Genomic DNA, 21,461 nt, shown 5'->3' on the forward strand with positions numbered 1-21,461 from the left:
TCCGCATCCCAACTTGCTTGAGGGACAGTCGCCTTGACCGAAGCCGCCGAGGAAGCCGGCTGGGCCACCGCCAAGACCCTGGCCGAGGCCCTGCCCTACATCCAAATCTACGACCGCGAGACGGTGGTGATCAAATACGGCGGCCACGCCATGGGCCAGGAAGACGTGGCCAAGGTCTTCGCCGCCGACGCGGTGCTGCTGAAGCTGCTGGGCGTCCATCCGGTGGTGGTGCACGGCGGCGGTCCGCAGATCAGCCGCATGCTGGACAAAGCCGGCGTCAAGTCGACCTTCGTGGACGGCCTGCGCGTCACCGACGAGGCCACCATGGAAGTGGCCGAGATGGTCCTGTCGGGCGCGATCAACAAGGAGATCGCCAACTGGATCACCCTGGCCGGCGCCGAGGCCGACGTGCGCGGCGTGGGCCTGTCGGGCAAGGACGCCCGGATGATCACCGCCGAGAAGGTGACCCGCACCAAGCGCGATCCCGACAGCAACATCGAGCAGGTCGTCGACCTGGGCTTCGTGGGCGAGCCGACCAAGATCGATCCGCACATCATCCAGGCGCTGCTGACCTCGGAAACCGACTACATCCCGGTGATCGCCCCGATCGGCGTCTCGACCGAGGGCCAGACCTACAACATCAACGCCGACACCGTCGCCGGCGCCCTGGCGGGCGCGCTGAAGGCCAAGCGGATGCTGATGCTGACCGACATCGCCGGCGTGCTGGACGGTGAGGGCAACCTCATCCGTCAGATGACGATCAACGAGGCGCGCGGCCTGATCGAGAGCGGCGTGGCCAGCGGCGGCATGATCCCCAAGCTGGAAAACGCCATCCACGCCGTGGAATCGGGCGTCGAGGCCGTCGTCATCCTGGACGGCCGCCGCCCGCACGCCATGCTGGTCGAGCTGTTCAGCGAACACGGCGCGGGCACGCTCATCTCGCGATGAGCGCCGACCTTGCCCACGTCGACACCTGGCTGTTCGACCTCGACAACACCCTGTACCCGCTGGAAAGCGAGTTCATGGGCCTGATCGAGGTCAAGATGACCGACTTCGTGGAGCGCATGACAGGCCTTCCGCGCGAGGAGGCCCGGGCGCTGCAAAAGCGGTACTTCACCGAGCACGGCACCACGCTGTCCGGGCTGATGATCAATCACGGCATCGAGCCCAAGGCGTTCCTGGACGAGGTGCACGACGTCTCGATGGATCGGCTGGTCCCGGACCCAGCCCTGCGCCAGGCGATCGCCCGGTTGCCGGGGCGGCGACTGATCTTCACCAACGGCTCGCTGGGCCACGCCGAGCGCGTGCTGGGTCATTTGAACCTGCACGACCTGTTCGACGACCTGTTCGCGATCGAGACGGCCGACTACCTGCCCAAGCCCGCCCTGGCGACCTTCGACAAGATCACCAAGCTGCACGCCGTGCGCCCGCCCCAGGCGGCCTTCTTCGAGGACAGCGAGAAGAACCTGGTCCCGGCCGCCCGGATGGGCATGACCACCATCCTGGTCGGGCCGCACGCCAAGGACTCGACCTCGGAACACGTCCATTTCCGCACCCATGACCTCGCCGCGTTCCTGAACGCGGCCCGCCTGCAAGGAAGCCCGCAATGACCGCCGTGAGCCCCCCTTCCATTTCTTTGGCCGACCTCCAGACCGAGATCGAAGCCGCCTGGGAAGTCCGCGCCGAGGTCTCGGCCGACACCGCCGGCCCGGTCCGCACCGCCGTCGAGGAAGCCCTGCTGCTGCTCGACAGCGGCAAGGTTCGCGTCTCGGAGAAGGTCGACGGCGCGTGGGTGACCCACCAGTGGCTGAAGAAGGCCGTGCTGCTGTCGTTCCGCCTGAACCCCAACACCGTCATGCGGGCCGGCACGCTGGGCGGCGCGGTCGGTCCGTGGTGGGACAAGGTGGCCAACAAGTTCGACGGCTGGGACGCCCCGCAGTTCGAGGCCGGCGGCTTCCGCGCGGTTCCGGGCGCCATCGTCCGTCGCGGCGCCCACATCGGCAAGAACGTCATCCTGATGCCGTCGTTCGTGAACATCGGCGGCTATGTCGACGAAGGCACGATGGTCGACACGTGGGTCACGGTCGGCTCGTGCGCCCAGATCGGCAAGAACGTCCACCTGTCGGGCGGCGTCGGCATTGGCGGCGTGCTGGAGCCCCTGCAGGCCAACCCGACCATCATCGAGGACAACTGCTTCATCGGCGCCCGCTCGGAAGTCGTCGAGGGCGTGGTCGTCGGCGAAGGCTCGGTCCTGTCGATGGGCGTGTTCATCAGCGCCTCGACCAAGATCGTCGACCGCAAGACCGGCCAGATCCACATCGGCAAGGTCCCGCCCTACAGCGTCGTGGTCCCCGGCAACCTGCCCGACCCGAACGGCGGCCCGGGCCTCTACTGCGCCGTGATCGTCAAGACGGTCGACGCCCAGACGCGCTCGAAGACCAGCATCAACGACCTGCTGCGGGATTGAGTTTATCGGAGACGTCCTCGCCCTTCGACAAGCTCGGGGTGAGGACGACTTCCAGCGCCGGGTGTCAGTAGAAGCCTCACCCTGAGCCTGTCGAAGGGCGAGGTTTCGGCATCCTATCGCGTCGCCTCGTTGAGCTGCTTCTTGCTCTCGGCGGCGCCCTTCTTGGCGTCGTGCTTGAGCTCCGCGCCGGCTTCCTTGGCCTTATCGCCGGCCTTTTCGCCGAGCTCCTGGGCCTTGTCGGTGGCGTCGCCGGCGGCTTCCTTCAGCTCCGCGCCGGTTTCCTTGGCGCTTTCCTTGATCGCCGTACCGGCTTCCTTGACGTCCGGGTCGTTGGCGATGTTGTGAGCGGCGTCCTTGATGTCGGAAGCGGCGGCTTTCGCGCCTTCCTTCACCTCGGTGGCGTGTTCCTGCGAACAGGCCGCGAGGGTCAGGGCCGCGCCGGCGGCGGCGATCAGCATCAGCTTGGAACGCATGGTCGGGCTCCCAATGGAGGTTCAGTAAGTCGGCTGCATAACGAAGCCCCAAGGCCAAGGTTCCGTCTCGGCCCCCTTGCTCTGGGCTTTGCGTGAAGCCGCTTAGACCGCTAAACCCCCGCCATGCGCATCGCCTTCCTCGGCACCCCGGACTTCGCCGTCACGTGCCTCGCCGAACTCGTCGCCTCGGGCCACGAGATCGCCTGTGTCTATTCCCAGCCCCCGGCCCCGCGCGGGCGCGGCCATGAGCTGAAGCCCTCGCCGGTCCACGCCTTCGCCGAGGGCCTGGGCCTGCCGGTCCGCACGCCGGTCTCGATGAAGACGGCCGAGGAGATCGAGGCCTTCCAGGCCCTGGCGCTGGACGCCGCCGTCGTGGTCGCCTTCGGCCAGATCCTGGTCAAGGCCGTGCTCGACGCGCCGACATACGGCTGCTTCAACCTGCACGCCAGCCTGTTGCCGCGCTGGCGCGGCGCTGCCCCCATCCAGCGGGCGATCATGGCCGGCGATCAGGTCACCGGCGTCCAGGTCATGCGGATGAGCGAGGGCCTCGACGAAGGTCCGATCCTGATGTCCGAGCAGGTGCGGATCGACAAGCTCGAGACCGCCGGCTCGCTGCACGACAAGCTGGCCGCCGTCGGCGCCCGCCTGCTGCCGGTGGCCCTGGCCGCCGTCGAGCGCGGCGGCGCGATCGAGACCCCGCAGGCCCAGGAGGGCGTCACCTACGCCAAGAAGATCAAGGCGGCCGAGGCCCGCATCGACTGGACCCGCCCCGCCGCCGAGGTCGACGCCCATATCCGCGGCCTCTCGCCGTTCCCCGGCGCCTGGTTCGAGGCGCCGTCGGACAAGGGAGCCGTCCGCGTCAAGGCCCTGCTGTCACGCCAGGAAGACCAGGACGGCGCTCCGGGCGTGGCCCTGGACGACGGCCTGCTCATCGCCTGTGGTGAAGGCGCCGTCCGCCTGCTCAAGGCCCAGCGCGAAGGCAAGGGCGTCCAGGACGCCGAGACGTTCACGCGCGGCTTCCCGATCCCCGCCGGAACCGTGCTGGCCTGATGCCCCGCTACCGCCTCCTCGTCGAGTATGACGGCCGGCCCTACAACGGCTTCCAGGCCCAGGCCGTGCTGCCGTCGGTGCAGGGCGCGATCGAGACGGCGGTGAAGGCCTTCAGCGGCCAGGACGTGCGCATCGCCGCCGCCGGCCGCACCGACACCGGGGTCCACGCCACCGGCCAGGTGGTGCATGTCGACCTCGAGAAGGACTGGCCGGCCCAGACCGTGTTCAACGCCCTCAACGCCCACCTGACCCACGAGGCGGTGTCGATCCTCTCGGCCGAACGCGCCGAAGAGGGCTGGCACGCCCGCTTCTCGGCCAATGAGCGTCGCTACCTCTACCGGATCCTCAACCGCCGCGCCCCGCCGGCGCTCGACAAGGGCAAGGTCTGGCACGTGAAGAAGGACCTGGACGCCGACGCCATGCACGCGGCCGCCCAGCATCTGGTCGGCCTGCACGACTTCACGACCTTCCGCGACATGCACTGCCAGGCCAAGAGCCCGGTGAAGACGCTCGACGTCGCCCGCGTGCGCCTGGCCGGCGAGGAGATCCATCTGGACTTCGAGGCCCGCAGCTTCCTGCACCGGCAGGTGCGGTCGATGACCGGGACCCTGGTCGAGGTCGGCGCCGGGCGCTGGACGCCGGACGACGTCAAGGCGGCGCTGGAGGCCAGGGATCGCCGCGAATGCGGACCCGTGGCCCCGGCCGATGGGCTGTATCTGGTGGGTGTGGGCTACGGCGCCTAAGCGGCCTTCGCGCCCAGCGCCCGCATCCTGGCCAGCCATCGCGCCCGGCCGGCCGGTCCGATCGACTCGACCCCGCCGATGATCGAGCTGCGGATGGGGCGCACGCCGGCCAGCATCAGGATGCCTTTCTCGATCGCCTTCACGCCATGGGCGCCGAAGACAAGGCGAAACACCGGGCCGGGCATGCCCATGGTGACGACCAGACGCGCCGAGCGGCCCTTGAGCTTGGAGATCCAGCCCCGCTCGCCGATGGCGAAGCCGAAGCCGCCGCGAAACACCTGCTCCAGGAGGGCCTTCAGCTTGGCCGGAACGCCGCCCAGCCACAGGGGAAACAGCAGCACGATATGCTCGGCCCGCTCGATGTCCTGTTGCAGGGCGCGAATTTCGGCCGGCGGCGGTCCCTGTTCGAACTCCGACTGGCCGAGCAGGTAGGGGACATCCATCGACCCCAGGTCGACGCGTTTCACGGTGTGGCCGGCCTTCACCGCAGCGTCGGCATAGGCGCTCGCCAAGGCGCCGCCGAAACGGTCGGGGCTGGGGTCAGGGTGCCCGACCAGGATGAGAATACGCCGGCTCATGACGATCAGGGTGGCCCAGGCGCGAACCGGCGCCCTTGAGCCGCGTCAAAGTCTCTACAGCACCGAGCAGTTGGTGATCTGGCTGAACGCTTCCAACGCCGCCGTGCCGACGACCGACGTGCCGAACCGATCCAGCTCCGGCGACCATACCGCCACCGTCGCCTTGCCCGGGATCACCGCGACGATGCCGCCGCCCACGCCGCTCTTGGCCGGCAGGCCGACGCGGTAGGCGAAGTTGCCGACGCTGTCATAGATGCCGCAGGTCAGCAGCAGCGAATTGAGCCGCCGGGTCAGGCGCTCGGGGAACACCGTCTCCTGGGCCACCGGCGAGAAGCCGCCCGCCGCCAGGGGCAGGAAGGCCCGGGCCAGCTGGCGACAACTCATGGTCAGGGCGCACTGGCGGCAATAGGCGGCCACCACGCCCTCGGGCTCGTGGGTCAGGGTGCCCTTGCCGCGCATCAGGCTGGCGATAGCCCGGTTCTGCCAGGCATGGGCCAGCTCCGAGGCCGCCACCGCCCCGTCGATCTCCAGCCGCTCGTCGCACAGGAAGCCGGCGAAGTCCCGGACCAGCGCGGCCGGATCGCGCGTGACGTCCAACAGCACATCGGTGATCGCCAGGGCGCCCGCATTGATGAACGGGTTGCGCGGCGCCCCGCCCTCGGCCTCCAGCAGGGAGAGGTGGTTGAACGGCGTGCCCGAAGGCTCCTTGCCCACGCGGGTCCAGGTCTCGTCGCCCAGGCGGTTGAGCGCCAGCCCCAACGCGAAGACCTTGGTGATGCTCTGGACCGAAAAGCCCTCGTCGGCGTCGCCGATCACGTGCTCGCCGCCGTCGACGGTGCGCACGGCCATGCCGAACTTCGTCCCCGGCACGTTGGCGAGCTCGGGAATATAGTCGGCGGCGCGGCCCTTGCCGAAGTGCGGCTTCACCAGCACCGCCACCTCGGCCAGCACGTCGGGGATCGAGAGCGCCTTCATGTCGACGCGCCGGCTCTTAAGCGAAGGCCGCGAAGTAGCGGTTGATCAGCGCCTCGTAGGCGCCCGCCAGCTGGCGGATCTCCTCGACCGGGACCCGCTCGTCGACCTGGTGCATGGTCGAGCCCACGAGGCCGAACTCGACCACCGGGCACAGGGCGCGGATGAAGCGGGCGTCGCTGGTGCCGCCGGTGGTCGACAGCTCCGGTACGCGGCCGGTGGCGTCGCCGACGGCGGCCACGATCACGTCGGTGAAGGCGCCCGGCGCGGTCAGGAAGGCCTCGCCGCTAATCTTGCACAGCGCTTCCACGCGGCCCGAGAAGCCTTCCGCCGCCTCGCGGCACTCGGCCTCGATCCAGGCGGCCAGATCCTTGCCCTGGTGGGCCGGGTTGAAGCGGATGTTCACCCGCGCCTTGGCCGAGGCGGGGATGACGTTGGTGGCCGTGTTGCCGACATCGACCGTGGTCACTTCCAGGTTCGAGGGCTGGAAGCCCGTATAGCCCTCGTCCAGCACCCGGCTCTGCAGGCGCGACAGGATGTCGACCATCACCGGGATCGGATTGGCGGCGCGATGCGGATAGGCCACGTGGCCCTGCACGCCGTCCACGGCGATCCAGGCGTTGATGCTGCCGCGCCGGCCAATCTTGACCATGTCGCCCAGCAGGTTGGCGCTGGTCGGCTCGCCGACGATGCAGTGGTCGATCATCTCGCCCTCGGCGGCCAGGGCCTCGACCACCTTGACGGTGCCGTCCTCGGCCACGCCCTCCTCGTCGCCGGTGATCAGGAAGCTGATCGAGCCCGCGTGCTCGGGGACCTTGGCCACGGCGGCGACGAAGGCGGCGATGGCTGACTTCATGTCGACCGCGCCACGGCCGTACAGCACCCCGTCCTTGATCTCGGCTTCGAAGGGACCGGCGGTCCAGGCCGCGTCGTCGCCGACCGGCACCACGTCGGTGTGGCCGGCGAAGCAGAGGTTCGGCCGCGCCGTTCCGCGCCGGGCGTAGAGGTTCTCGATCTCGCCGAACGTCATCCGCCGGCAGGTGAAGCCCAGCGCCTCCAGCTGACGCTGCAACGTGTCCATGGCGCCCGCGTCGGCCGGGGTGACCGAAGGGCGGCGGATCAGGGCTTGAGCAAGCTCTACGGCGTCGATGCTGACGGAAACGGGCGCGGGGCTGGTCATGGTGCGGGGTTTAGGCTTCCCTCCGGCGGGACGCAAACCCGACAAACTTCTTCCAAGGTCCCCGATGCCCAAGATCGATATCGCCTCGGCCCCGACCCGCGTCGGCACGGCCTACCCCACGCCCTTCAACGCGCCCTGCCTGTCGCGCCACCGCACCAAGCTGGGCGACGCGGTCGGGCTCGACCAGTTCGGCGTCAACCTCCTGCGCCTGCCGCCCGGCGCCTGGTCCAGCCAGCGCCACTGGCACACGGCCGAGGACGAGTTCACCTGGGTGGTCGAAGGCGAGGTCGTGCTGGTCGACAACGACGGCGAGACGGTGCTGCGGGCCGGCGACTGCGCGGGCTTCAAGGCCGGGGTGGCGAACGGCCACCACTTCCAGAACCGCTCGGACAGGGACGTGCTGCTGCTGGAGATCGGCTCGCGACGGCCGGATACGGATGGCTGCGACTATCCCGATATCGACCTGGTTCTGCGGGAGGGGGAGGATGTCTACCGTCACCGCGACGGGACGCCGTATGAGACGGATCAGGGGCGGAAACGGTAGCCTCTTGAAACCTTCACCGCGCCGACGGTGTATTCATCGGCAAGTTGTCGTCGCCGGGAATGTTCATGACACGATCACACTGGGCCGCCTGCCTGGGCATGGCCTTGGCGCTGGCGAGCGGTCCCGTCCTGGCCCAGGACATCTTTATCGGCACGGTCGGCTTCGAGAAGGCGCAGGTCGTTCTGACCCGCTGCGATCTGGGGGGTAACCGCTACATCCTGCGCGACCGGCCCGGAGAGCGTGAGAAGCCGGTCGCCGATCTGCGCGAGCGCCTGAAGACACTGAAGGCCCCCGTCTATGTCGAGGTGCTGGGACAGTATGTCGAGCAGGGCGAGGACAACGCCCTCGACGTGATCGCCCTGGAAAACCTCCAGGCCGGCAAGTCCTGCCATCTGGCGGATGTGTTCAACCGCCCCTAGAGCCGGTCTCGTTAGATGGGACCATCTAACGCCAAAGGCTCTAGGCCGCCCGGCGCGCCTTCTTCACCTTGGTAATGGCGCGGTCGCGGCGCAGGCGCGAGAGGTGGTCGATGAACAGCACGCCTTCCAGGTGGTCCATCTCGTGCTGGATGCAGACGGCGAACAGGCCCTCGGCCTCCTCGACGACGGTCTCGCCCTGGTAGTTCATGTAGCGGATGGTGACCTTGGCCGGACGCTCGACCTCGTCGAAATATTCCGGCACCGACAGGCAGCCTTCCTCGTAGCCGAGGGTGTCTTCCGAGGTCGACAGGATCTCGGGATTGACGAAGTAGCGCGGAGCCGGCTCCTCGCCCTCGCGGGCCAGGTCCATGGTGATGACGCGCACGGGCTCGCCCACCTGCACGGCGGCCAGGCCGATGCCCGGGGCGTCGTACATGGTCTCCAGCATGTCATCCATCAGGGCGCGCAGCTCGTCGGTGACGGTCTCCACCGGGGCGGAAATCTTCTTCAGCGTCGCCAGATCGGCGGCGTTATCGACGGTGAGGATGCGACGGATAGCCATGGTCCCCCTCAGGTAGTGGGGTCATTTCCGAGCGTCAAGGTGGGAGATTGTCCCACGGCGCCCTGAGCGGCCAACTTGGTCAGGGGCCGAACGCTCTGCTCCACCAGCGCCGGTTCGGCGATATCCTTGCCCTCGTGGTCGACCGACAGCTCCTCGAAGCGGCGGGCCTGGGTCAGGACCTGGCTCTCCAGCGAGCCGACGAACTGGTTGTACTTGCCGACCGCGCTTTCCAGCGCCTTGCCCACGGCCCCGGCGTGGGCGCCCATGACCGAGACGCGCTTGTACAGCTCGCGGCCGACCTCGACGATGCGGGCGGCGTTCTTGGCCTGGTCCTCGGCGCGCCAGCCGTAGGCCACGGCCTTGCATAGAGCGAACAGGGTGGTCGGGGTGACCAGCACCACCCGGCGGTCCATGGCCTCGGTCATCAGCTCGGGCAGGCGGTCGAGCGCGGCGGCCAGGAAGCCATCGCCGGGTACGAACATGGCCACGAAGTCGGGCGAGCCTTCACCGGCGAACTGGTCCCAATAGGCCTTCGCCGACAGCCCCTGCATGTGGGCGCGGACGCTGGCGGCGTGGCGGGCCAGGGCGCTTTCACGCAGATGCTCCTCGGTCGCCTCCTGGGCCTCGAGGAAGGCGTTCAGCGAGCACTTGGCGTCGATGACGAACACCCCGCCGCCCGGCATCTTGACCTTCACGTCGGGCCGGCGTCGGCCTTCGTCGCTGTCGACGCTGAACTGCTCCTCGAAGTCGAAGCGGTTGGTGAGGCCCGCGGCCTCGAGAACGTTGCGGAGAGTCTGCTCGCCCCAACGGCCCTGGACCCCGGCGCCGCGGCGCAGGGCGGCCGACAGCTTGCGCGCCTCGAACTGGGTGGCGGTCGAGGCCTCCAGCAGCGCGGCGATCTGAGCTTTCAGGCCGCCGGTCTCTTCCGCCCGCGCCTTCTCGACGGCGGTGACCTGGGCCTCGAACTTGGCCAGGGTCTCGGCCACCGGCTTCAGCTGGGCCTCGAGGCGCTGCTGGCTCAGCAGTTCCCGGCTCTTGAAATTCTCCTCGGTGCGCTTGATCAGCGCCTCGGCCACCGAGTTGGCGGTCATGGTCGCCTGCTTGTCGGCCTGGGCGCGGATCAGCTCGGCCTGGGTGGCGGCCTGGTCCTCGAGGAGGCGCGCGCGCTCGCCGGCCTGGACGAGCTGCTCGTTCAACTGCCAGGCCTTCGCCTCGGCCTTCGCCGCGCGGGTCATGGCCCAGATGGCGACCGCGCAGGCGACGACGGCCACGACCAGCAGGACGATGGCCAGGATCAGGAACGGATCTGAAAAGTTCATGCTCCGTTCTTAGCGGGAGTCGGCCCAAAACGGAAGGCGGCCGGGCTCTTCGCCCGGCCGCCGCCTGGATCAGTCGTCGCCGTCGGCGAGATCGGCGATCATGCCGCTGATCGGTTCGCCGCCGAAGCCGGTGACGTTGTGGCCGCGGTCGACCACGCCGACCTTGGCCGGGTGCGGCGCTTCGGCTTCGGTTTCCGGAGCCTTGTCCTCGGGCGTGCTCATGTAATCAGTCCCTCCACTGGCGCGCGCCGGCGACCGGCCGAACGCGACGATGCGGAGCTTGGCGCGGGAAGGCCAAGCTGTCAGCCGGATTCCAGGGCGATCCCCAGGATTTCGCTCAAGCTGGACGTCTGGCGCGCAAGGCTTGGGCGATCGTGCCGTCGTCGAGCCAGTCGAGGTCGCCGCCGACCGGCACGCCCCGCGCCAGCATGGTGACCGGCACATTGGTGCGGGCCAGGCGGTCGGCGATGTAGTGGGCGGTCGTCTGGCCGTCGACCGTGGCCGGCAGGGCCAGGATCACCTCGGCCACCTCGCCGTCGGCCACGCGGGCCGCCAGCTCGGCGATGCGCAGCGAGTCCGGCCCGACCCCGTCCAACGCCGACAGCAGTCCGCCCAGCACGTGGTAGCGGCCCTTGAACGAGCCACCGCGCTCCATGGCCCAGATCGAACCGACCTCCTCGACCACGCACAGCAGGCGGCCGTCGCGCGAGCCATCCGAGCAGATGGCGCAGGGATCGGTGACGTCCAGCGAGCCGCAGACCGAGCACGCGCGGACCTTGGCCTGGGCGTCGACCATGGCGGCCGCCAGCGGCGCCAGCAGCGTGTCGCGCTTCTTCAGCAGGGCCAGGGCCGCCCGCCGGCCCGAGCGCGGACCCAGCCCCGGCAGCTTGGACAGCAGGGCGATCAGGCGCTCGATCTCGGGTCCGGCGGAGGCGGCCATCAGGTCCTTTGCGAAGGCGGTGCTTCACCCACGCCCTTCGACAGGCTCAGGGTGAGGGTGATTGTCGAGTCGGTGGATATCCTCATCCTGAGCGTGTCGAAGGACGAGGATATCGGTTCCGCCAACCTAGAACTTCATCCCGGGCATGCCGCCCATCAGACCCGCCATCGGACCGGCGGCCTCCTGCATCATCTGGGCCTGCTTGGCGTCGAGCTTCTTCTTGGCGTCGGCGTGGGCGGCGACGATCAGGTCGGCGATGACCTCGCCCTCGCCCGGCTCGATCAGGCTCTCGTCCAGCACCACCTTGGCCAGTTCGCCTGTGCCCTTGAGGGTGACGGTGACCATGCCGCCGCCCGAGGTCCCCTCGACGGTGCTCTCGGCCAGACGCGCCTGGGCGTCCGCCAGTTTCTGCTGCATGGCCTGGGCCTGCTTCATCAGGCCGCCGAGGTCTTTCATCTCAGAACTCCAAATTCAAAACAGCGGGCCGTTCAGCCCTCTTCTTCGTCCGGCTCCAGAGGCGGGACCTCGGGGGTGAGGAGCTTGCGGATCTCGACGATCTCCGCGCCGGGGAAGGCCGACAGCACCGAGGCGACGAACGGATCCTTCTTGATCTCCGCCAGCGCCTCGCGCTCCTCGCGCTTCTGGCGCTCCATCAGGCTCTCGGCCCCGCCGCCGCCCTCGGCGGCCACCAGCCAGGGCTGGCCGGTCGCCTCCTTCAGGAAGCGGACCAGGCGGCCGGCCAGGTTGCCGGGCGCGCCGGGCGCGGCCTCGAAGGTGATGGCGCCGGGCCGGAAATTGATCGGGCGGACATACTGCTCGACGTCCAGACGCAGGCCGATGTCGCGCCGCGCGGCGATCAGGGCCATGACATCGTCGAACGAAGCCACCACCGGCATGGCCAGGGCCCCGGGCGCGGCCATGGTCATGGGCGCATGGGCGGCCGAGCTCGCGCCGCCGGCCGAGCCGCCGCCCATCGAGCCCCCTCCGCCCGGACCGCCGCCAATTCCACCGGGCGGCGCGCCGTCGCGCAGAGCCTTCAGCGCCTCCTCCGGACCGGGGAGGTCGGCGGCGTAGCACAGGCGGATCAGGGCCATCTCGGCCGCGGCCATGGCGTCGGGCGCGCGGCGCACCTCCTCGTGGGCCTTCAGCAGCATCTGCCACAGGCGCGACAGCGTGCCGGCCGAGGTGTGGGCGCCGATGGCGGCCAGGCGCGCGGCCTGCTCCTTGGGCATCGACAGGGCGTCCGGCCCCAGGGCCTTGGCCACCGCCGCGCCGTGGCAGTGGTCCAGCACGTCCAGCATCACCACCGTCGGATCGGCCCCGAAGCCCCAGAGGGCGCGGAAGCCCTCCAGCGCGTCCTTGGTCTTGCCGGCCATGACGTTTTCAAAGAGGGCGATGGTCTGGCCGCGATCGGCCAGGCCCAGCATGTCGCGGACGATGGTGGCGGTGACCGTGGCCCCGCGATCGCTCTGCACGATGGCCTGGTCCAGCAGCGACAGGCCGTCGCGCACCGAGCCCTCGGCCGCGCGGGCGATCAGGGCCAGGGCGTCCATCTCGATCCGCGCGCCTTCCTTGGCCGAGATCTTGTCGAAGTGCTTGACCAGCACGTCCGGCTCGACCCGACGCAGGTCGAAGCGCTGGGTGCGGGAGAGGATCGTCACCGGCACCTTGCGGATCTCGGTGGTGGCGAAGATGAACTTGGCGTGCGGCGGCGGCTCTTCCAGCGTCTTCAGCAGGGCGTTGAACGCCGCCGTCGACAGCATGTGCACTTCGTCGATGATGTAGACCTTGTAGCGCGCCTCGACCGGGGCGTAGCGCACCCCGTCCAGAAGCTCGCGCATCTCGTCGACCTTGGTGCGGCTGGCGGCGTCCAGCTCCAGCACGTCCATGTGCCGGCCCTCGATGATGGCGCGGCAGTGGTAGCCCTCGGTGGTCAGGTCGACCGAGGGTCCCTTGACGGTGTCGGTCTCGTAGTTGAGCGCCCGGGCCAGCAGGCGCGCGGTCGTGGTCTTGCCGACGCCCCGCACGCCGGTGAGCATGAAGGCGTGGGCGATGCGGCCCGTGGAGAAGGCGTTGGCCAGGGTGCGGACCATGGCCTCCTGGCCGATCAGGTCCTCGAAGGTGCGCGGGCGGTACTTCCGCGCCAGCACGGTATAGGCGTCGCCCTTCTCGCTCTCGGGCGGAGACTCGACGACGGGGCGCGCCTCCGCGACCGGCGCGGGCGCGGGCGCGGGCGCGGGCGCTTCGCCGAAGATGTCGGCGGTGTTCTCGTCGCGCTCGGCGGGCGCTTCGTCCCACGGCGCGGAATCAGGCGAGAGATCGTCGAGGTCGGCCATGGGCTGAGTGTAGTGGGGCGAAGGGCGCGGCAAAAGGCCCGGTCCGAGCGGACCAGCCATCTGCTGACAGATTTCGCTGATTTAGGGAAAGGTGGAGACCGGACAGCGACCCAGAGCTGATCTCGTTGTGGCTGCTGCCTCTCGGCCCTGACCAAGTTGGCGAGGACTCCGTCCGCGCCGATCTCCGAGGCCTATATCGCGACTCATCGCGACGGATGCAAGCCGCATGACGCATTCGCGACGTCGTGACGAGCGTTCATACTCGCGCTAGAGACGACACATGGCCCTGTCGATCATCACCAACACCTTCGCCGGCAACCCTCTGAACCGCGACAGCGAGCGGCGGGGGGACGAAGCCTGGCTGGCCGAAAGGCTGGCCGACCCCGAGTCGCTGGCCGTGGCGCTGTGGAACGGCAAGCCGCTGGTCGAGGACGTTCTTGGCGAGGACGGCAAGCCGACCGGTGTCCAGATCGCCTATCTGCGCGCCGACATGGCCCAGGACCTGGCCGGCGGGAACGAGAGGCTGCTGTATCTGGGCCTGTGGAAGGACATCGCCGTCTTCGCGGTCGATATCGACACCACCGCCGACCCCGCCGAGGGCCCGCTGCAGGGCCTGGGCCGGTTCGAGGAGCTGCGCGGCGCGGCCGCGACCCTGCCCCCGGCCGACGCCGGCATCCTGGCCACCGCCAAGTCGATGTTTGAATGGCGTCGCCGCCATCGCTGGTGCAGCAACTGCGGCCAGAAGAGCGAGGTCGCCGACGGCGGCTGGAAGCGCATCTGCCCCGCCTGCGATGCCGAGCACTTCCCCCGCACCGACCCGGTGGCGATCATGCTGGCGGTCCATGACGGCAAGTGCCTTCTGGGCCGCCAGGCGGCCTGGCCCAAGGGCATGTTCTCGGCCCTGGCCGGCTTCCTGGAGCCCGGCGAGACCATCGAGGAGGCCTGCGCCCGCGAGCTGAAGGAGGAGGCCGGTCTGACCGCCACCGCCGTCCGCTACCATTCCAGCCAGCCCTGGCCGTGGCCGGGCTCGCTGATGATCGGCCTGATCGCCGAGGTCGACAGCGCCGAAGCCGCGCCCGACCAGACCGAGCTGGAAGAGGTGCGCTGGTTCAGCAAGGACGAGGCCGTCCGGCTGATCAAGGGCGAGATCGAGGGCGTGTTCTGCCCGCCGTCGCTGGCGATCGCCCATCAACTGATCAAGGCGTGGAGCGAGGAGTGACGCTCCAGACGCCCCCCGGACGACGGGGAGCATCGTCCAAGGGCGCCCCTATCGGAACGGCGGCTCGTCGAAGGCTCGCAGCTTGCGCGAGTGCAGGTTCGGGCCCTCGGCGTGCAGCAGCTTGCAGGTCAGGATCCCGATCTGCAGGTGCTGGCTGATCGCCCGCTCGTAGAAGGCGTTGGCCTGGCCGGGCAGCTTGATCTCGCCGTGCAGCGGCTTGTCCGACACGCACAGCAGCGTCCCGTACGGCACCCGGAAGCGATAGCCCTGGGCCGAGATGGTCGCGCTCTCCATGTCGATCGCCACGGCGCGGCTCTGGTTGAAGCGCAGGGCCGAGAGGCTGTGGCGCAGTTCCCAGTTGCGGTCGTCGGTGGTGACGACGGTGCCGGTGCGCAGGCGCTTCTTCAGCTGGTCGCCGCTGTCGCCGCTGATCGCCTTGGCCGCGTCGTAGAGGGCGCGCTGCACCTCGGCGATCGATGGGACCGGGATCTCGGGCGGCAGCACGGCGTCCAGCACGTGGTCGTCGCGCAGATAGGCGTGGGCCAGCACGTAGTCGCCGATGGTCTGGGTGTCGCGCAGGCCGCCGCAGTGGCCGATCATCAGCCAGGCCTGCGGGCGCAGCACCGCCAGGTGGTCGCAGATGGTCTTGGCGTTGGACGGGCCGACGCCGATGTTGAGCAGGGTCACGCCCGCGCCGCCCGGGGCCATCAGGTGATAGGCCGGCATCTGGTGCTTGCGCCAGGTCGACTCCGCGATCGCCAGTTCCGGATTGACCGTGTTGGCGGTGATGGTCAGGCCGCCCGAGCAGGACAGGGCCGTATAGGGGCTGCCCTCCTGCTGCAGCTGTTCGATTCCCCAGCGGACGAACTCGTCGACATAGCGGTGGTAGTTGGTGAACAGGATGAACTGCTGCACGTCCTCGGCCGGGGCGCCGGTGTAGTGCTTCAGGCGGGCCAGAGAGAAGTCGGTGCGCAGGCCGTCGAACAGCGACAGCGGGCGGGTCTCCTCCAGCGCCGGGTTCCAGACGCCGTCGGCGATCTCGTCGCCGATGAAGGCCAGGTCCGTGGTCGGGAAGAAGCGGGCGATGTCCTCGCTGCGCACGTCGGCCTGGTTCAGGTCGATGGTGGCGTCCAGCACGTAGGGATAGGGGATCTCCTGGCTGGAGCGGTCGACCTCGATCTCGACGTCGAAGTCGTCCATCAGCAGGCTGAGCTGCTCGACCAGATAGTCCTTGAACTGGGCCGGCTTGGTGACCGTGGTCGAATAGACGCCGGGGCGGCTGACGCGGGCGTACGACCGGGCCAGCTTGGGCGGCAGGGCCTCCGGGTCGTAGGTCAGTCGCAGCTCGGGATAGGCGAACGTGCCGTCGAACCGCGTCTGCGGGTCGGGGCGGGTTCCGTTTTCGAGATAGGCGCGCAGGGCGGTCCGCAGAGCGTTGACGGCGCGTTCGTATTCGTCATTCAGCCGTTCGACGACGGCGATTGCTTTTTCTTGGTTTGACATGGGTCCTTATAGCGACGTTTTGCGACGTTGGCGAGACGCCGGCCCGGCCAAATGGGAATGATTTATTACTTAGCGAAGGTGAGGAAGTCGCGCGGACTTCCGTCTCTAGGATGAGCCTAATTCTTCGGCTTGGTTTGCCGGAAGCTAGGCCGTGTCATCGCAAGGGCATGGACGAACCGGCGCCGGTCGGCCACAAGGGCTGAAATGCTCAAGGAGGGGCGAATGGCGGCGCGAGCGTTCTCGCGCGTCGTTCCTTCCGAACACCAGAACAAGGCCGTCGACGTCGAGACAGACGCCAGGGGGATTCATGAACAAGCGCTTCGCCTATCTGATCATCGCATCCATGATCCTGGGGGTCACGGTCGGCTGGGCCTGTAATCAGTTCCTCGATCCGGCCCAGACCGAAGAAGCGGTCAAGTGGTTCAAGATGGGAACCGACCTCTTCCTGCGGCTGATCAAGATGATCATCGCCCCGCTTGTGCTGACGACGCTCGTCGCGGGCATCGCCCACATGGAGGACGCCGCCGCCGTGGGCCGGATCGGCGCCAAGACCATGGCCTGGTTCATCAGCGCCTCGGCCGTATCGCTGCTGCTGGGTCTGCTGATGGTGCACCTGTTGCACCCGGGCGCGGGCCTGAACCTGACCGAGCTGACCAGCGCCGCCAACGCCCCGGCGGCCTCGACCGAAACCTTCACCCTGCAGGGCTTCCTGACCCATCTGGTGCCGGCCTCGATCTTCGAGGCCATGGCCAAGAACGAGATCCTGCAGATCGTGGTCTTCAGCCTGTTCGTCGGCACCGCCGTCGCCTCGCTGGACAACAAGGCCCCGCACATCCTGGAACTGGCCGAGCAAGGCGCCCAGGTGATGCTGAAGGTCACCGGCTTCGTCATGAAGCTGGCCCCGCTGGCGATCTTCTGCGCCCTGGCCTCGACCATCGCCACCCAGGGCCTGTCGATGCTGGCCGTCTACGGCAAGTTCGTGCTGGGCTTCTACGCCACCATGGGCACGCTGTGGCTGCTGCTGTTCATCGCCGGCTTCCTGGTGCTGGGCAAGCGGGTGATCCCGCTGTTCGGCGTGATCCGCGAGCCGGCCCTGCTGGCCTTCTCGACCGCCTCGTCGGAAGCCGCCTATCCGCGCATCCTCGACAGCCTGCCCAAGATCGGCGTGCGCCGGCGCATCGTCTCGTTCGTCCTGCCGCTGGGCTATTCGTTCAACCTCGACGGCTCGATGCTCTATTGCACCTTCGCCACCATGTTCATCATGCAGGCGCACGGCGTGCACCTTTCGGTCCAGCAGCAGATCTTCATGCTGTTGCTGCTGATGGTGACGTCCAAGGGCATCGCCGGCGTGCCGCGCGCCTCGCTGGTGGTGATCATGGCCACCCTGACCTATTTCGGCCTGCCGGAAGCCTGGATCGCCCTGGTGCTCGGCGTCGACCACCTGCTGGACATGGGCCGCTCGGCCACCAATGTCGTCGGCAACAGCGTCGCCGCCGCCGTGGTCGCCAAGTGGGAAGGCGAGCTGGACGAGATCCAGCCCGACACCGAGCCCGCCAAGGCCTAAAGCCCTCCGAGGGCAAGGCTTCGATCATAGCCCGCCACCCCCGAGCCAGTCAGGTTTCCAACCTGGCTGGCTTTTTCTTTTCAGGGAGAAGCGCGCGCCTGAGCGCGCCGGCTTTTCAGGGAGAGGCGCGCGCTTGAGCGCGCCGGGAGGCGGGCTTTTTCGTGTACAGTTTCAAATGTACAGTAAAAACTTGACAAGGCCCCGGCGAGGTCCAATCTCTTGAGGCGAGGGGCCTTTGAGGACGATGACGTCATGAGCAAGATCACCCACATCGCGCGCTCGGCGCTGATCGGGCTCGCTCTGGCCGGCATGGGCGCCACGGCCGCTTCGGCGGCGCAAGGCGACGTCCCGGTCAAGGCGGCCAAGCCCGCCCGCCAGTGCTTCTACCTGTCCGACTGGCGCGGCTGGACCGCGCCGGACAAGAACACCCTGTACATGAAGGTCCGCGGTCGCGACGTCTATCGCGTCGACCTGGCGTGGGGCTCCAACCAGCTGACCTGGCCGGGCACGCATCTGGTGTCGATCGTGCGCGGCCCCGACAGCGTCTGCGGTCCGCTGGACCTGGATCTGCGCGTCGGCGACGGCCTGGGCATGGCCATCCCGATCCGGGCCAAGACCATCACCAAGCTGACGCCGGAAGAGATCAAGGCGATCCCGAAGAAGTATCAGCCGTAAGGCCGCCGGGCGCCACCCTGTGTCGGCGCCGACGCCCAGGAAGCGAAACAACAAAGGGCGGGACCCGGCTTCCGGATCCCGCCCTCTGCTCACGCCCCTCGTGAAGCGATCACTGCGCCGGCGTCAGGTCCGTGCGCTTCTTCATCATCTCGTCGAAGCTGGTCCAGACGCCCTCGGCGCCGTGCCACTGGCCCTTGGTCGCGGCCTTGGAATATTCCGTGGCGCGCGCCTCGAAGAAGTTGGCGTGCTCGACGCCCGACAGCAGCGACTGCAGCCAGGGCAGCGGGTTTTCCTTGACGCCGTACACTTCCGGCAGCTGCAGCTGGCGCAGGCGCCAGTCGGCGATGAAGCGGATATAGGCCTTGATGTCGTCGGGGGTCATGCCCTGGATTTCGCCGGCCTCGAAGGCCAGGTCGATGAACTTGTCCTCCAGCCCGACCACGTGCTTGCAGCAGTCGACGATGTCGTCGGCCACCGACTTGGTCACCGCGCCCGTCTCCTTGTTGAAGGCGTGGTACAGCTTGATGATGCCGTCGCAGTGCAGGCTCTCGTCGCGGATCGACCACGAGACGATCTGGCCCATGCCCTTCATCTTGTTGAAGCGCGGGAAGTTCATCAGCATCGCGAACGAGGCGAACAGCTGCAGCCCTTCGGTGAAGCCGCCGAACATCGCCAGCGTCCGGCAGATGTCGGCATTGGTCTCGACGCCGAAGGTCTGCATGTAGTCATGCTTGTCCTTCATGGCCTCGTATTCCATGAACGCCGAGAACTCGGTCTCGGGCATGCCGATGGTCTCGAGCAGCAGGGCGTAGGCCGCGATATGGATCGTCTCCATGTTCGCGAACGAGGCCAGCATCATCTTCACTTCGGTCGGTTTGAACACCCGGCCGTAGCGCTCCATGTAGTTGTCCTGCACCTCGACGTCGGACTGGGTGAAGAAGCGGAAGATCTGCGTCAGCAGGTTCCGTTCCTTGTCGTTCAGCTTGACGGCCCAGTCCTTGAGGTCCTCGCCCAGCGGCACCTCTTCGGGCATCCAGTGGACCTGCTGCTGGGTCTTCCAGAAGTCGTAGGCCCACGGATAGCGGAACGGCTTGTAGCCGCCCGACGGGGTCATCAGGCCGGGCAGGATGAGCGACGACGGAGCAGACATGGCGGGCCTCGGGAGCGAGAATCGAGCGGACGGGTTAGGCTTAAGGCTACGGCAGGCCGACGCCCGACGCACCCTGATAGTGACCCACTACATTTAGTGTGACAATGGGCCGCGCCCACAACATAGGGGATGATTTGTGGAGAAACCGTTCACGATTTTCAGCGCTCTCGGCTCGGGCGGCGTGCCCGTCGAGGCGGCTATGTCCTTGATCGGCCTGCCCTATGAGATCGTCGAGGCCCCGACCTGGGAGGGCGAGGCCGAGCAGGCCAAGGTCGCCGCGATCAATCCCCTTAAGCAAATTCCGGCCCTCGTCACCCCGGCGGGCGAGACGATCACCGAAAGCGCCGCCATCCTGATCTGGCTGGCCGACCGCTATCCGGAAGCGCGGCTCGGTCCCGCGCTCGACGATCCGACCCGCGCCCAGTTCCTGCGCTGGATGACCTTCATCCCGGCCTCGATCTATTCGCTGTTCTGGATCAGCGACGAACCCTCGCGCCTGGCCGGCCCCGACGCCGAGCTCCAGGCCAGGATCAAGGCCGCGATCAAGGAACGCATCGTCGACTGCTGGGCGATGATGGAAAGCCAGATCACGCCCTTCAGCGAGAAGATTGGGGGGCGGTATCTGCTGGGCGACGAGCTGAGCGTGCTGGACCTCTACGTCACGGTGCTCAGCCGCTGGGGTCCGCGCCGCGTGCGGTTCTACGAGGCCGCGCCGAGGATGAGCGAGGTGGTCAGGCGGGTGGACGCGGATCCGAGGTTGGCGGAGCTCTGGGCGAAGCGGTTCCCGTTCTTCGACGGGTGGGAGCGGTTGGGGCAGCAGGGGTAGATGTCAGCACAGTTTCGTTGGGACGGAACACCTCTCTCCCTGCCATTTTTGGACTCTGTCGCGGGCGACCTTTCAAAGCTCGCCAAGCCAGGAACGGCGCGATTCAACTTTACAATTAATTCCATCATTATCCGGCACTTTCTCGGCGACGATTGGTTCCGGGAAAATTTGCTGCCCGATGCCAGGCCCGATTCCTTTTTCCGGCCAGACTTTTCAAACACCGAAGCAGATCCAAGATATTCGGCACTTACGCTCGAGCTCGCCGAGAATCTTCTAAATCTTCAGTCTGTCCGGGGCTTTCATCGTTGCCTGGATCATATGGCCCCTCGTCAGATGCAATCTGGACTAGCTGAGCTTCAGATAGGCCAAGTGCTGAGACTGCGTGGCGTACCGTTTCGCTACATTGAAGAGAATGAACCAACGACCGTGGATTTGATGTTGCAAGCGCCGTCTGGAGACGAATGCCTCGGCGAGATTAAGTGCAAATACGAGGAAGTAGAATATTCCGACCGCACCCTTACAGATGCGCTCGCGACAGCTCGCAAACAGATTGGCAAAGGCAACTCTGGCGTAGTTTTCGTTAAGGTGCCCCTGGCTTGGGTTGACGTGCTGAACGCGGCCGCAAACTCGCCGCCTGATATTCGACTGCCGGCGCGAATTGTCGCCGCAGCGAAGGCCGCGATGCTCCAATCCGCTCGGATCAAGAAAGTGATTTTCTACGTATTCCATCATGCCTTTGATCCGAATTGGGGTCTCAGCGCGACGCACGCGACTATGGAGATGACCAACCCTCAGCTCAGCGAGATATCGCCATGGCGGGGTGAACTCCTGAATGGCGAAGGCACCTGGGTTCGAATGCCAGACCTCGCGAAGAGGTAGTCATAGTAGGCGCCACCCCGACCTTCCGGGGCCGGGTGCGATCCTTGAATCTCTTGGAGGCT

24 protein-coding genes, 1 other RNA gene and 1 pseudogene are annotated in these 21,461 nt (G+C 67.6%); 13 read left to right on the forward strand and 13 right to left on the reverse strand.

Annotation, left to right across the window (positions count from 1 at the left end; all coding sequences use genetic code 11):
• Window positions 1-33 precede the first annotated feature (33 nt).
• The 3 genes from argB to dapD are packed head-to-tail and all read left to right on the forward strand — an operon-like array spanning window position 34 to window position 2,467.
• Window positions 34-948, forward strand: a complete 915-nt coding sequence (gene argB / locus AC07R7_RS13045) for an acetylglutamate kinase (RefSeq protein ID WP_494635432.1) — start codon at window positions 34-36, stop codon at window positions 946-948.
• Window positions 945-1,610 carry a pyrimidine 5'-nucleotidase gene (locus AC07R7_RS13050; RefSeq protein ID WP_494635433.1) on the forward strand — a complete coding sequence of 222 codons (666 nt, stop codon included), beginning with the start codon at window positions 945-947 and terminating at the stop codon, window positions 1,608-1,610. The genes argB and AC07R7_RS13050 overlap by 4 nt, the downstream gene beginning before the upstream one ends.
• On the forward strand, window positions 1,607-2,467 hold the full coding sequence (gene dapD, locus AC07R7_RS13055; RefSeq protein ID WP_494635434.1) for a 2,3,4,5-tetrahydropyridine-2,6-dicarboxylate N-succinyltransferase: 861 nt from the start codon (window positions 1,607-1,609) through the stop codon (window positions 2,465-2,467). Before AC07R7_RS13050 ends, dapD begins: the two co-directional genes overlap by 4 nt.
• A gap of 113 nt (window positions 2,468-2,580) precedes the next feature.
• Here dapD and AC07R7_RS13060 read toward each other — a convergent pair whose 3' ends face one another.
• Window positions 2,581-2,940 (reverse strand): cell surface protein, encoded by a 360-nt coding sequence (locus tag AC07R7_RS13060; protein ID WP_494635435.1) that lies wholly within the window; start codon window positions 2,938-2,940, stop codon window positions 2,581-2,583.
• A 123-nt stretch (window positions 2,941-3,063) separates the two neighbouring features.
• Here AC07R7_RS13060 and fmt point away from each other — a divergent pair, with 123 nt between their 5' ends.
• Both fmt and truA read left to right on the forward strand, forming a co-directional pair.
• Window positions 3,064-3,990 carry a methionyl-tRNA formyltransferase gene (fmt, locus tag AC07R7_RS13065; protein ID WP_494635436.1) on the forward strand — a complete coding sequence of 309 codons (927 nt, stop codon included), beginning with the start codon at window positions 3,064-3,066 and terminating at the stop codon, window positions 3,988-3,990.
• Complete coding sequence (gene truA / locus AC07R7_RS13070) at window positions 3,990-4,733, forward strand: tRNA pseudouridine(38-40) synthase TruA (RefSeq protein ID WP_494635437.1); 744 nt, start codon at window positions 3,990-3,992, stop codon at window positions 4,731-4,733. Before fmt ends, truA begins: the two co-directional genes overlap by 1 nt.
• On the opposite strand, the gene AC07R7_RS13075 is transcribed toward truA, so the two are convergent.
• Genes AC07R7_RS13075 through dapE form a run of 3 tightly spaced genes read right to left on the reverse strand, consistent with a single transcriptional unit; the run spans window position 4,730 to window position 7,463 of the window.
• Window positions 4,730-5,311: an NAD(P)H-dependent oxidoreductase gene (locus AC07R7_RS13075; RefSeq protein WP_494635438.1), complete on the reverse strand. Its 582-nt coding sequence runs from the start codon at window positions 5,309-5,311 to the stop codon at window positions 4,730-4,732. The two genes, truA and AC07R7_RS13075, sit on opposite strands and share 4 nt — an antisense overlap.
• Window positions 5,312-5,365: 54 nt before the next feature.
• Window positions 5,366-6,286 (reverse strand): glutaminase, encoded by a 921-nt coding sequence (locus AC07R7_RS13080; RefSeq protein WP_494635439.1) that lies wholly within the window; start codon window positions 6,284-6,286, stop codon window positions 5,366-5,368.
• 16 nt (window positions 6,287-6,302) lie between these two features.
• Window positions 6,303-7,463: a succinyl-diaminopimelate desuccinylase gene (gene dapE / locus AC07R7_RS13085; RefSeq protein ID WP_494635440.1), complete on the reverse strand. Its 1,161-nt coding sequence runs from the start codon at window positions 7,461-7,463 to the stop codon at window positions 6,303-6,305.
• A 64-nt stretch (window positions 7,464-7,527) separates the two neighbouring features.
• Between dapE and AC07R7_RS13090 the strand changes: the two genes are divergently transcribed.
• Window positions 7,528-8,007 (forward strand): cupin domain-containing protein, encoded by a 480-nt coding sequence (locus AC07R7_RS13090; RefSeq protein ID WP_494635441.1) that lies wholly within the window; start codon window positions 7,528-7,530, stop codon window positions 8,005-8,007.
• Window positions 8,008-8,072: 65 nt separating this feature from the next.
• Window positions 8,073-8,426 carry a hypothetical protein gene (locus tag AC07R7_RS13095; protein WP_494635442.1) on the forward strand — a complete coding sequence of 118 codons (354 nt, stop codon included), beginning with the start codon at window positions 8,073-8,075 and terminating at the stop codon, window positions 8,424-8,426.
• A gap of 40 nt (window positions 8,427-8,466) precedes the next feature.
• Here the strand turns inward: AC07R7_RS13095 and def are convergent, their stop codons facing one another.
• The 4 genes from def to recR form a co-directional block, all read right to left on the reverse strand.
• The gene (gene def / locus AC07R7_RS13100; RefSeq protein WP_492887163.1) at window positions 8,467-8,988 is read right to left on the reverse strand and encodes a peptide deformylase; all 522 of its coding nucleotides are present in this window, start codon (window positions 8,986-8,988) and stop codon (window positions 8,467-8,469) included.
• A gap of 8 nt (window positions 8,989-8,996) precedes the next feature.
• Window positions 8,997-10,307, reverse strand: a complete 1,311-nt coding sequence (locus tag AC07R7_RS13105; protein WP_494635443.1) for a DNA recombination protein RmuC — start codon at window positions 10,305-10,307, stop codon at window positions 8,997-8,999.
• 69 nt (window positions 10,308-10,376) lie between these two features.
• On the reverse strand, window positions 10,377-10,529 hold the full coding sequence (locus AC07R7_RS13110; RefSeq protein WP_492836373.1) for a hypothetical protein: 153 nt from the start codon (window positions 10,527-10,529) through the stop codon (window positions 10,377-10,379).
• Between the two features lie 115 nt (window positions 10,530-10,644).
• Window positions 10,645-11,247: a recombination mediator RecR gene (gene recR / locus AC07R7_RS13115; protein WP_494635444.1), complete on the reverse strand. Its 603-nt coding sequence runs from the start codon at window positions 11,245-11,247 to the stop codon at window positions 10,645-10,647.
• 8 nt (window positions 11,248-11,255) lie between these two features.
• On the opposite strand from recR, the pseudogene AC07R7_RS13120 reads away from it, so the two are divergent.
• Window positions 11,256-11,360, forward strand: a pseudogene (locus tag AC07R7_RS13120) (hypothetical protein); the annotation flags it as partial.
• 13 nt (window positions 11,361-11,373) lie between these two features.
• Here AC07R7_RS13120 and AC07R7_RS13125 read toward each other — a convergent pair.
• From AC07R7_RS13125 to ffs, 3 genes are all read right to left on the reverse strand, one after another.
• On the reverse strand, window positions 11,374-11,703 hold the full coding sequence (locus AC07R7_RS13125; protein ID WP_125157003.1) for a YbaB/EbfC family nucleoid-associated protein: 330 nt from the start codon (window positions 11,701-11,703) through the stop codon (window positions 11,374-11,376).
• 32 nt (window positions 11,704-11,735) lie between these two features.
• On the reverse strand, window positions 11,736-13,583 hold the full coding sequence (locus AC07R7_RS13130; protein ID WP_494635600.1) for a DNA polymerase III subunit gamma/tau: 1,848 nt from the start codon (window positions 13,581-13,583) through the stop codon (window positions 11,736-11,738).
• Window positions 13,584-13,672: 89 nt separating this feature from the next.
• Window positions 13,673-13,770, reverse strand: an RNA gene (ffs, locus tag AC07R7_RS13135) — signal recognition particle sRNA small type.
• Between the two features lie 93 nt (window positions 13,771-13,863).
• On the opposite strand from ffs, the gene nudC reads away from it, so the two are divergent.
• Window positions 13,864-14,802 carry an NAD(+) diphosphatase gene (gene nudC / locus AC07R7_RS13140; RefSeq protein ID WP_494635445.1) on the forward strand — a complete coding sequence of 313 codons (939 nt, stop codon included), beginning with the start codon at window positions 13,864-13,866 and terminating at the stop codon, window positions 14,800-14,802.
• Between the two features lie 48 nt (window positions 14,803-14,850).
• On the opposite strand, the gene AC07R7_RS13145 is transcribed toward nudC, so the two are convergent.
• Window positions 14,851-16,305, reverse strand: a complete 1,455-nt coding sequence (locus tag AC07R7_RS13145) for an AMP nucleosidase (protein ID WP_494635446.1) — start codon at window positions 16,303-16,305, stop codon at window positions 14,851-14,853.
• A gap of 307 nt (window positions 16,306-16,612) precedes the next feature.
• Here AC07R7_RS13145 and AC07R7_RS13150 point away from each other — a divergent pair, with 307 nt between their 5' ends.
• Together AC07R7_RS13150 and AC07R7_RS13155 are read left to right on the forward strand one after the other, a co-directional pair.
• Entirely contained in the window at window positions 16,613-17,869 is a 1,257-nt protein-coding gene (locus tag AC07R7_RS13150; RefSeq protein ID WP_494635447.1) for a dicarboxylate/amino acid:cation symporter, read from the forward strand.
• Between the two features lie 252 nt (window positions 17,870-18,121).
• The gene (locus tag AC07R7_RS13155; protein ID WP_494635448.1) at window positions 18,122-18,544 is read left to right on the forward strand and encodes a DUF6491 family protein; all 423 of its coding nucleotides are present in this window, start codon (window positions 18,122-18,124) and stop codon (window positions 18,542-18,544) included.
• Window positions 18,545-18,653: 109 nt separating this feature from the next.
• On the opposite strand, the gene AC07R7_RS13160 is transcribed toward AC07R7_RS13155, so the two are convergent.
• The gene (locus AC07R7_RS13160; protein ID WP_492887170.1) at window positions 18,654-19,694 is read right to left on the reverse strand and encodes a ribonucleotide-diphosphate reductase subunit beta; all 1,041 of its coding nucleotides are present in this window, start codon (window positions 19,692-19,694) and stop codon (window positions 18,654-18,656) included.
• Between the two features lie 136 nt (window positions 19,695-19,830).
• On the opposite strand from AC07R7_RS13160, the gene AC07R7_RS13165 reads away from it, so the two are divergent.
• A complete protein-coding gene (locus AC07R7_RS13165; RefSeq protein WP_494635449.1) occupies window positions 19,831-20,520 on the forward strand; it encodes a glutathione S-transferase family protein in 690 nt (229 codons plus the stop codon).
• On the forward strand, window positions 20,521-21,399 hold the full coding sequence (locus AC07R7_RS13170) for a hypothetical protein (protein WP_494635450.1): 879 nt from the start codon (window positions 20,521-20,523) through the stop codon (window positions 21,397-21,399).
• Window positions 21,400-21,461: the final 62 nt, after the last annotated feature.

The sequence above is a fragment of the Caulobacter sp. GW821-FHT05F04 genome (assembly GCF_059419665.1).